Raw genomic sequence first — 7,688 nt, 5'->3', positions numbered from 1 at the left:
AACCGCGCTGGTCTGGGCATGGAAGTGATGCACGAGCGCAATGCTCACAACTTCCCGCTTGACCTGGCATCTGCAGAAGCCACCCCAGTGGCACTGACCGCCCCTGCAATCGGCTGATGCAACCGGTCCGGTGGGTCCCTAAGATCCGATCCACCATCTAAATCAACTGAATGACAATTAAAAGCTCTCGCTTTATGGCGAGAGCTTTTTTATTAAGCTTTCTCTGCAATCAACAAAGTGCATACTAACCTCTGCCTGTGGGCTTGCTAGAGGGGTTTGCGGGCCAGCGCGAGTCATCCAGCGATGTGATCCCAAGAGCCCTCTACCCTTGACTGACGCCGCATCAATATTGACTGGGCATTGCTCTAAAACAAACCAGCTAGATGGGCCACGGCGCAGCTAGTCGCCAATGACGATTAACCAGAAGTTGCTGATTGCGGCTGGAATAAATCAACAATGCACACCCACACCCTATGCCTCACCACGCTAACCGCCCAACCAAGAACTGCAAAGCCTGCGGACGACCATTTCAGTGGAGAAAGAAGTGGAAAGGCATTTGGGATAATGTTCTTTACTGCTCAGAACGCTGCCGTAAAAACAAAGATCAGACGCATCCGATAGCCCCACTGGATTAAGAATTGGGATGCCTGCAGTTCAAGGCAAATCTAATGCTCTCACCAGAGTGACACAGAGTCAACACGAGTCCCCCCGAGAGAACGCCTCTATGCTGAACCAGTCGTCTATTGCAAGATATTATTAGATACTCTACCCCAGGCAAGCCGAGTTGCATTATACCGCAGAGAGCCTCGTCGCATCTTTCTGACTACCTACTCGAGCCAGATTGCAAGCCTGAGTTGAGGCACTTTTCCAAGGGAAATATTCAGATTGGGAATGAGAAAGAATTTGCTCGCCCCGTTCCCAGGCGCATCGACGCGAAAGAAGCTCCAAGTCGTCAAACCAGGTTGTTTTGGTCATCTGCCCTCCGTGCAACCGGATATGATATACATAGTCATCAATAACAATTCCTGGCGCCATACAAGTTACGGCAATCATCATGCCAATATCTTCGCCTTGAGACAGACCCATCCAGCCACCAGCTTTCTTCAAGAGATTGGCTTCTACCAGCAGGGTTGTCGGCCCTAATGGAATGCAGGCCTTAGGTGTCGGCCAGGCACGCCAGATATCTCCAGGAAAGCTTGGGCCAGCTGGCACAATTCCTGGATCTGACTTGGAGTCGTCTGTACAATATCCAGCAGACCAAAGAGCTCCATGCTGACCCTTGATTGCATCTAGTCGTTGATCGATAGAGTGTGGATAAAGCCAGTCATCGTCGTCGGCACTAGTAATCCAGTCTCCTCTGGCAATGACTAAACCTAAATTGCGTGCTGCGGCCTGGCCGATCGGACGCCCCGTAGCAATGACAGTGGCCCGCTCACACACCCCATCGGGAAGCCCTTCACGACTCGCGCCATCGACAACAATGACATGCTCAACAACACAATCGTTATTCTTTAGACTTTGATTTAATTCAACCAGCATACTTAGCCGATCTGGCAGCAGTCTGGTTGGCGTAATCACACTGACAGTCATCCAGTTGCCTAGGGTTTGCTTGTTATCTTCGGCCTAAAGAGCCCAAGGCCTCATCATCCTCCAGGCCTCATGATGGGAGCTGAAGCGCACTTAAGCATTCATTCCAATTGCACAATTCAGCCTACAAGGCTTCCAGTATTGGAAGACACCATCATAGAGTACCAGCGCGGAGGCCGCCTTGAAAAACCCCGCCGGAGTCCACTGCGTGCGAAGAGCACTCGACTGTCTGACCTCCATAACATTGATGTGGAGCAGCAATGCCCAGCTGACTATGCAAGCAGCCAGCACAGGCAGATATTGCAGTGCAGACAATCCAGAAAGCTGAGTGTCGGACCACGTTCGAACCTCAATGAATTTGGAGTCGTGGTTCCAATCCGCCTCGTGATACGCCTCATTAAGGCTATGAGCTCCCAGAAGTTACTCTAATCCCTTGCAAGTACTATCAGTCAATTCACGTTACTTGACTGGGCTTTTAGCACTCAACAGCACCGCTCAGTCCAAATGAACAGGATCACGTCGCCGCTGCCGATCGAGCAGTTCTCCGGCCAGCAGGTGAGCCCCAGAGCAGGTGAGCACCAGCTCTCTCTCGATCTCATCAATCAGCTCCAGCGGCTCGCGCCTGGGCACTGATTCACGCTGATGAGGCCCTGAAATGAATCTGCTCGTCGTGCTGCTGGAAACGAGTAACAACCAGCAGCACCAAGCGTCATTCTGGTGCAGGTACCTGATCACAGCCAATGCCGTCTACCGGCTCCAGCTGGAGAGTGGCGTGTTGTATGCCCAGCTTTCGCAGCCTCTCCTGAGCCTCATGCAGCATTGTTTCGTCGTCGATCACGCCTTGATGGCGGCAGAGGTGGGCAGTGAGAGCCACCTTCGAAGTGCTTAGGCTCCAGACATGAATGTGGTGCACTCCACAGACCCCCCTGATCGTGAGAAGCGAATCTTCCACGGCATCCAGATCCACGGCTCCGGGCACCGCATCGAGTGAAAGAGCGCCGGCTTCCAGCATCAATCGCCAGCCACTCCAGCCCACGACAAAGCCGACACCGATCGCCACCAGGGAATCAAGCCAGGTCCAACCGGTGAGAGCGATCAGCAGCGTACTGAACAGGACAGCCGCCGAGAGAATCGCATCACTGAGCAGGTGCAGGACCGCCGCACGGCGGTTGAGGTCATGCTGATGACCAGGGCCGAACAGCCATGCCGAGAGCAGGTTCACCGCCAGACCGGCAAGAGCTGCCAGCGCCACCGGAGTGGTGCCGAGTTCGACGGGCCGCCCGAGACGCTGCAGACCTTCGACGACAACGACGCCGCCTGCCACCATCACGAGCGCCGCATTGGCCATGGAGGCCAGTTGGGTGCAGCGGCCATAGCCATAGGTGAAACGCCGATTTGCTGGCCAGCCCGCCAGTCGCTCCGCCCCCCAACTCAGCAGCAACCCAACAACATCCCCGAGGTTATGGATGGCATCGCCGATCAGGGCCAGCGACCCGAAGCCAAACCCGATAACAAGCTGCACGCCGACAAGCCCGGCGTTGAGAAGAACGCTCCAACGGAACGCCGCCGAACCACTGGCAACCCGCCGGTGAGCGTGGGCCTCAGACGACATGAAGCACCTGGTCAATCGCGGTGATGGCCTCCGCCACAACGCAGGAGTAGACACTCATGCCACGCCGGGGGGGTGACTGACGGTGGGCTCCGAAAGCTTCACCAGGGGGGCGAGATTGCAAGTGGAGTCTTCCCTGGCGGGCTGATACAACAGATGTTCCAGCAGCTGCAACCGCACGGGATAGGCAAGGGCCTTGAGACGAATGGCCAACCAGATCGCCGCTTCCTTCGGCATCGGCTCAGCACTGCCCAGCGGCAGGCAGCAAGCTCGCGCTCTATCAATGGGAATAAGAAGAGCCCTGATCATCTCACCATGCTGCCACCTCATTGACAAACATCAAAGAGGTAGCCCCATAAGTGCATCAGCAGTGGGGTGATGCTGCTCCTGGGGGTGGCTGGGGATCGCCGGTCGGGAAAAACGCGGTACTCAGATGGGTACGGGAATAGGTACTACCAGAAGCCTCCACCTGGGCCCAGTGGGTGTAACTTGAGGTTGAGGGGAGACACGGGAGCCGACCCGCCCTTTCCCTCCAGAGGAGTCCGGCCTGATTCCCTGAGCCGGCGGTCACAGCGGAGGTGCGATTGGAACCAGATGTGTCCTCGGTGGCGCGGCGTGAACGCCATCCCGTAGCTGCAGTGAGCCATATGCCATCTCTATTTCCCGCTTGTTGAAATTCCGGGCTGCATAACCTGGGCAGCGGTCACAACTGCGGAGGCCAAGCCCCGAGCATCTCTCCCCAGCGCCGTGACTGAATCCTTACCTGCCAGGCCCTAGCCGCAAGCTTCTGCGCAGCAGTAGACAGGCCAAACGTTGAATACCGGACACCCGACCGGACGGCATCCCAACTGACAAGGTGACCATCCGCAACCGGTGCCAAGGCGCCCCCATATGGGGCGCCTTCCTATGGCCCCAGCAGATCCTGGGCCCGATGGGTGGCGAAGTGCAGCAGCTCACACCGCGCGGCAACAAGGGGCGAGACAATCAATGACTTGATGATCCGCGTCTCTGGCCCCGGTGGCATCCCCGTTACAGATCCGGCTCTTTGAGCCGGCCGACTGGCCTGGAGTGTGGCGGCTGCTGGAGCCAGTGTTCCGCGCCGGCGAGACTTTCCCCCACGACCCGGCCATCAGCGAGACCGAGGCGCGAATTCTCTGGGTGGAGCAGAGCCAGGCGGTGATGGTGGCGTTCGATGCCACCGCGGCCTTGGTGGGCACCTGCTACCTCAGGCCCAACAGCCTCTGCCTTGGGGCCCATGTGGCCAATGCCGGCTATGTGGTGGTGGAGCTGTGCCGGGGGGTAGGCATCGGCAGCCGCCTCTGTCAGCACTCACTCCATGCTGCCCGGCAGCTGGGGTTTCGGGCCATGCAATTCAACCTGGTGGTGAGCACCAACACCACCGGCATACGCTGCTGGGAGCGCAACGGCTTCCGCACCGTCGGCACCCTGCCGGGGGCCTTTCGCCATCGGCAGCTCGGCTACGTGGATGCCCATGTGATGTACCAGGGGCTGGTGGAGGGGCCAGCCGCATGAAGGTGGTGCCGCTGCGGTCGACTCCAGGAGCAGACCTGCGCCTGGCCTTGGACGCCTGGATGCTGCAGCAGAGCGAGCAGGCCGGCTGCGTGATCAGCGGCATCGGCAGCCTCTCGGCAGCCCGGCTGCGCCTGCCGGGCCAGAAGACCATCACTGCACTAAACGATGATCTGGAGATCCTGTCGCTGGTCGGCACCCTCTCCCCCGATGGCGCCCACCTGCACATCGCCATCGCAGGCAGCACAGGAGCGGTGATCGGCGGCCATCTCTGCAGCGGATCGCTGGTGCGCACCACCGCTGAGCTGGTGCTGGGGCTGCTGCCGGAATGGGAGTTCCGCCGGGAGCAGGATCCAGCCACCGGCTGTGCTGAACTGCTGATCCGGCCAGCTCGCAGCGAGATGCTGGCAACATCGGCGCAACCCGCTGTCGCGTCCTGAGACCCGCCCATGCAGTCGTGAGGTCACGCCTGTCTCATCGTCGCCTGACGGTGATTGCCCCCTTTTGGGGGCATCACAGCGCTGCCTGTTCCCCGAGACTGAAGCCAACGAAGCAAGGGGGTCCGCCTTGGCAGAATCCGACATGACCATCAGCGTCAGCAGCTGCCTCGGGCGCACCTGCATGAAATGGGGCAGCGATGGCGAGCTCACGGCCCTGGATATGAACTTGGTCATGGAGCGCCTGGCTCAGGTGGATAGGGATGTGTCGGCCCTGCGCCAGTCAACCCAAGGCAGCCAACCATGCCCATCAATCAGCTGAAAGTCGTTTTCACCAGGGCTAAAGGAGACACAGGCCAGTAACAATCAGTGGTGACGAGAATAGCCGACGATGTAGCCCAGATCGCCATATCTTCTCGCCATGTCATTATGGTCGAGGAGCTACTTGCTGCGCATCTCCGGCCAGAGGGAAACCATGCACGCGGGAAGTCTCCACGCTGAAGGTCTCCGCCACGGCATCATCGCGAGGGGCCATGGGATTCACTGGCTGCTGATGATTCCGCGTCAGAGGGAAACTGGTGGCGCCTGCCTGCTGAGCCTCGCCACCGATCCAGCCACCCAGCCTGTCCACACGAAACAACGCCCTAAGGATGAAGTTCATGGGGCCGACCAGCCTTCGAGATTAATTCTGCTGGCTAAGGCTGACGAAACTCAATAGAGAGCCGCCTCTGCATGGGTTTCGATGGTGCAGTCTGACATAGGGAAAGCTACACAAGTGAGCACGAAACCTGCCGCGATCTGGTCCTCATCGAGGAAAGCCTGATCGTCCTGGTTTACGCTACCACTAATCAACTTACCGGCACAGGACGAACAGGAGCCAGCGCGGCATCGAAGATCGACTGCTGGTCATCGCAGTCGATCGTGCGATTCAGACCCTCGTTGGCGTTGATCAGCGTGACCTTGTATGTAGCCATAGAAGCAGGAAGGGCGATGGGGTCCAGCCTGTGCCGGATCGCTCGTCAGCCTGCTTCAACCAGTGGGATCATGCACAGTCCCCAATCGGGGATAGTTTGCCCCGCCTGATCAGCTGGCAGCCAGTTTCCCGGTTGGCTACGCCAAGGCAGTTCGTCCTTCAAAGTCACCCGCTAAGGCTCAGGTGCCGAGGTTCTGTTGCGCAAGTCCCCAGGCGGGGAGATCAGCTTCAACTGACATCCGCAAGTCGTCTGCTTGGACCGAATCGAGCAGTTCCGCTCCCATGATGCCATGGGTCCAAATGTCAACCCGACTCTGTGAAGGACAACAGAATTGCCAATCCTCAAAGGGGAAAACCACCTTCTCCTGGAAGAAAGCCTCTGGACCGATACAACGCAATATCACCATCTGGCCACTGGTGTTGCGGTAGTGACAGGTGTCCAGCATCAGGATTACATCGGTGATCATCACAATGCCGATCACGCCAAGCAAGAACAGTTGCAAATCGCACAGGTTCGCCGATTGTCCCCAAATGGGGGTTGGTGAGGGTGCCAGACAGCGAACTTCAGGGCCAGGCGATGAAACTGACCGGTTCATATTTGGCGATCGTGATGCGCCAGGTCCTGATCGCCAGGCCCTGAAGGCTACTCAGAAACGCTTCCGTATCACCACCAGAGACCCAGTTCGCCTTGAGCAGAGGCAGTTGTTCGCTCATCACATCCATCGGAAGTTCCACCAGCAGCAAGCTGGGCTCCCCGGCAGCCCGCTTCAGAGGGCCCTCATCGCTGCGCTGCCAGAGGCGAAGCAGCAATTCCAATGCCAGGGTGCGGCCGTCATCGCCGGGATCACTGGCGTCCGCAGCTGCTGCTGACTGGGATTTGCCCGTGAGCGGCAAGGCCCGCTTGCCTGCAAATTCCACCAGTGCCAAGGCAACAAGATAGGGAGCGTCGGCCATGGAATTCATCCCGAGGAGCCATTCCACACTGCCCGATCGCGGGCAACGAGGCGATCTGGCGCCATAAGTAAAAATACCTCAACCCTGAGAGGGAGACCAGCAACCGAGAGCTTGGACGATCAATCCAAGGATCGACATGGCTACATTCAAACGGCCAACTCGGCCCCCCGTTGGGGATGTGTTCCATGGCCACCATCGGAGACCAGCTCCAGACCTATCGCGCTTCCTTGGAAGAAGCCAAGGCAAAGAACAAACAATCCGTCGCTCGCAAGATCGAGCAGCAGATCAAGGAACTTGAGGAATTCCACCAGCGCCACCCTAAAGAGGCGGAAGCACCTTCCCCATTTGAAGTGTTCTGCGACCTCAACCCATCCGACATCAACTGCCGCGTCTACGACGACTGAAACGTGATCGGCTCGCGGGCATGGCTCGTACACTCCTAAGATCCAGACGGCGTCCATCAGTACCTATCTAGGAGCCTGTTGCGCGTAGATCAGCGGCCGAGCTCTCCACAGACGCCCACGAATCTGCCCAGATCCCAGTGACAGCAATGGATCTGCCCACGAGAATGGGGCATGCAGAAGCCCAAGTCCTTCCG

At 58.2% G+C, this 7,688-nt stretch carries 11 protein-coding genes and 2 pseudogenes; 7 read left to right on the top strand and 6 right to left on the bottom strand.

What is annotated here, in order from left to right; genetic code table 11:
* Both KBY93_RS15705 and KBY93_RS15700 read left to right on the top strand, forming a co-directional pair.
* Positions 1–117, top strand: a pseudogene (locus tag KBY93_RS15705) (photosystem II q(b) protein); the annotation flags it as partial.
* A gap of 356 nt (positions 118–473) precedes the next feature.
* Positions 474–635 carry a DUF2256 domain-containing protein gene (locus KBY93_RS15700; RefSeq protein ID WP_255095360.1) on the top strand — a complete coding sequence of 54 codons (162 nt, stop codon included), beginning with the start codon at positions 474–476 and terminating at the stop codon, positions 633–635.
* Positions 636–789: 154 nt separating this feature from the next.
* Here KBY93_RS15700 and KBY93_RS15695 read toward each other — a convergent pair whose 3' ends face one another.
* A complete protein-coding gene (locus KBY93_RS15695; RefSeq protein ID WP_255095359.1) occupies positions 790–1,590 on the bottom strand; it encodes a glycosyltransferase family 2 protein in 801 nt (266 codons plus the stop codon).
* Positions 1,591–2,091: 501 nt separating this feature from the next.
* Here KBY93_RS15695 and KBY93_RS15690 point away from each other — a divergent pair.
* Entirely contained in the window at positions 2,092–2,220 is a 129-nt protein-coding gene (locus KBY93_RS15690) for a hypothetical protein (protein WP_255095358.1), read from the top strand.
* Between the two features lie 76 nt (positions 2,221–2,296).
* Here the strand turns inward: KBY93_RS15690 and KBY93_RS15685 are convergent, their stop codons facing one another.
* Positions 2,297–3,199 carry a cation diffusion facilitator family transporter gene (locus KBY93_RS15685; RefSeq protein WP_255095357.1) on the bottom strand — a complete coding sequence of 301 codons (903 nt, stop codon included), beginning with the start codon at positions 3,197–3,199 and terminating at the stop codon, positions 2,297–2,299.
* Between the two features lie 54 nt (positions 3,200–3,253).
* Complete coding sequence (locus tag KBY93_RS15680; RefSeq protein ID WP_255095356.1) at positions 3,254–3,433, bottom strand: hypothetical protein; 180 nt, start codon at positions 3,431–3,433, stop codon at positions 3,254–3,256.
* Positions 3,434–4,213: 780 nt separating this feature from the next.
* On the opposite strand from KBY93_RS15680, the gene KBY93_RS15675 reads away from it, so the two are divergent.
* The 3 genes from KBY93_RS15675 to KBY93_RS15665 all read left to right on the top strand — a co-directional run bounded on the left by KBY93_RS15675 (position 4,214) and on the right by KBY93_RS15665 (position 5,485).
* The gene (locus tag KBY93_RS15675; RefSeq protein WP_255095355.1) at positions 4,214–4,729 is read left to right on the top strand and encodes a GNAT family N-acetyltransferase; all 516 of its coding nucleotides are present in this window, start codon (positions 4,214–4,216) and stop codon (positions 4,727–4,729) included.
* Positions 4,726–5,166, top strand: a complete 441-nt coding sequence (locus tag KBY93_RS15670; RefSeq protein ID WP_255095354.1) for a PPC domain-containing DNA-binding protein — start codon at positions 4,726–4,728, stop codon at positions 5,164–5,166. Before KBY93_RS15675 ends, KBY93_RS15670 begins: the two co-directional genes overlap by 4 nt.
* 142 nt (positions 5,167–5,308) lie before the next feature.
* Entirely contained in the window at positions 5,309–5,485 is a 177-nt protein-coding gene (locus KBY93_RS15665; RefSeq protein WP_255095353.1) for a hypothetical protein, read from the top strand.
* 389 nt (positions 5,486–5,874) lie between these two features.
* Here the strand turns inward: KBY93_RS15665 and KBY93_RS15660 are convergent.
* The 3 genes and pseudogenes from KBY93_RS15660 to KBY93_RS15650 all read right to left on the bottom strand — a co-directional run bounded on the left by KBY93_RS15660 (position 5,875) and on the right by KBY93_RS15650 (position 7,090).
* Positions 5,875–6,137: pseudogene (locus KBY93_RS15660) on the bottom strand (2Fe-2S iron-sulfur cluster-binding protein).
* Between the two features lie 178 nt (positions 6,138–6,315).
* The gene (locus tag KBY93_RS15655) at positions 6,316–6,618 is read right to left on the bottom strand and encodes a DUF1830 domain-containing protein (protein WP_255095361.1); all 303 of its coding nucleotides are present in this window, start codon (positions 6,616–6,618) and stop codon (positions 6,316–6,318) included.
* Positions 6,619–6,700: 82 nt separating this feature from the next.
* Positions 6,701–7,090: a hypothetical protein gene (locus KBY93_RS15650; RefSeq protein ID WP_255095352.1), complete on the bottom strand. Its 390-nt coding sequence runs from the start codon at positions 7,088–7,090 to the stop codon at positions 6,701–6,703.
* Between the two features lie 185 nt (positions 7,091–7,275).
* Here KBY93_RS15650 and KBY93_RS15645 point away from each other — a divergent pair, with 185 nt between their 5' ends.
* Complete coding sequence (locus KBY93_RS15645) at positions 7,276–7,494, top strand: CP12 domain-containing protein (RefSeq protein ID WP_255095351.1); 219 nt, start codon at positions 7,276–7,278, stop codon at positions 7,492–7,494.
* Positions 7,495–7,688: the final 194 nt, after the last annotated feature.

Origin of the sequence: Synechococcus sp. J7-Johnson, assembly GCF_024345795.1 — a bacterium.
Lineage (GTDB): Bacteria > Cyanobacteriota > Cyanobacteriia > PCC-6307 > Cyanobiaceae > Regnicoccus_A.
Note: the sequence above shows the minus strand (reverse complement) of the source record. Positions and strands in the feature narration are given on the sequence as shown.

Bases quoted from the DNA above. Each gene is read 5' to 3' on its own strand.
- KBY93_RS15680 (WP_255095356.1), bottom strand. From the start codon at position 3,433: ATGCCGAAGGAAGCGGCGATCTGGTTGGCCATTCGTCTCAAGGCCCTT.
- KBY93_RS15665 (WP_255095353.1), top strand. From the start codon at position 5,309: ATGACCATCAGCGTCAGCAGCTGCCTCGGGCGCACCTGCATGAAATGG.
- KBY93_RS15690 (WP_255095358.1), top strand. From the start codon at position 2,092: ATGAACAGGATCACGTCGCCGCTGCCGATCGAGCAGTTCTCCGGCCAG.
- KBY93_RS15700 (WP_255095360.1), top strand. From the start codon at position 474: ATGCCTCACCACGCTAACCGCCCAACCAAGAACTGCAAAGCCTGCGGA.
- KBY93_RS15695 (WP_255095359.1), bottom strand. From the start codon at position 1,590: ATGACTGTCAGTGTGATTACGCCAACCAGACTGCTGCCAGATCGGCTA.
- KBY93_RS15645 (WP_255095351.1), top strand. From the start codon at position 7,276: ATGGCCACCATCGGAGACCAGCTCCAGACCTATCGCGCTTCCTTGGAA.
- KBY93_RS15670 (WP_255095354.1), top strand. From the start codon at position 4,726: ATGAAGGTGGTGCCGCTGCGGTCGACTCCAGGAGCAGACCTGCGCCTG.
- KBY93_RS15650 (WP_255095352.1), bottom strand. From the start codon at position 7,090: ATGGCCGACGCTCCCTATCTTGTTGCCTTGGCACTGGTGGAATTTGCA.
- KBY93_RS15685 (WP_255095357.1), bottom strand. From the start codon at position 3,199: ATGTCGTCTGAGGCCCACGCTCACCGGCGGGTTGCCAGTGGTTCGGCG.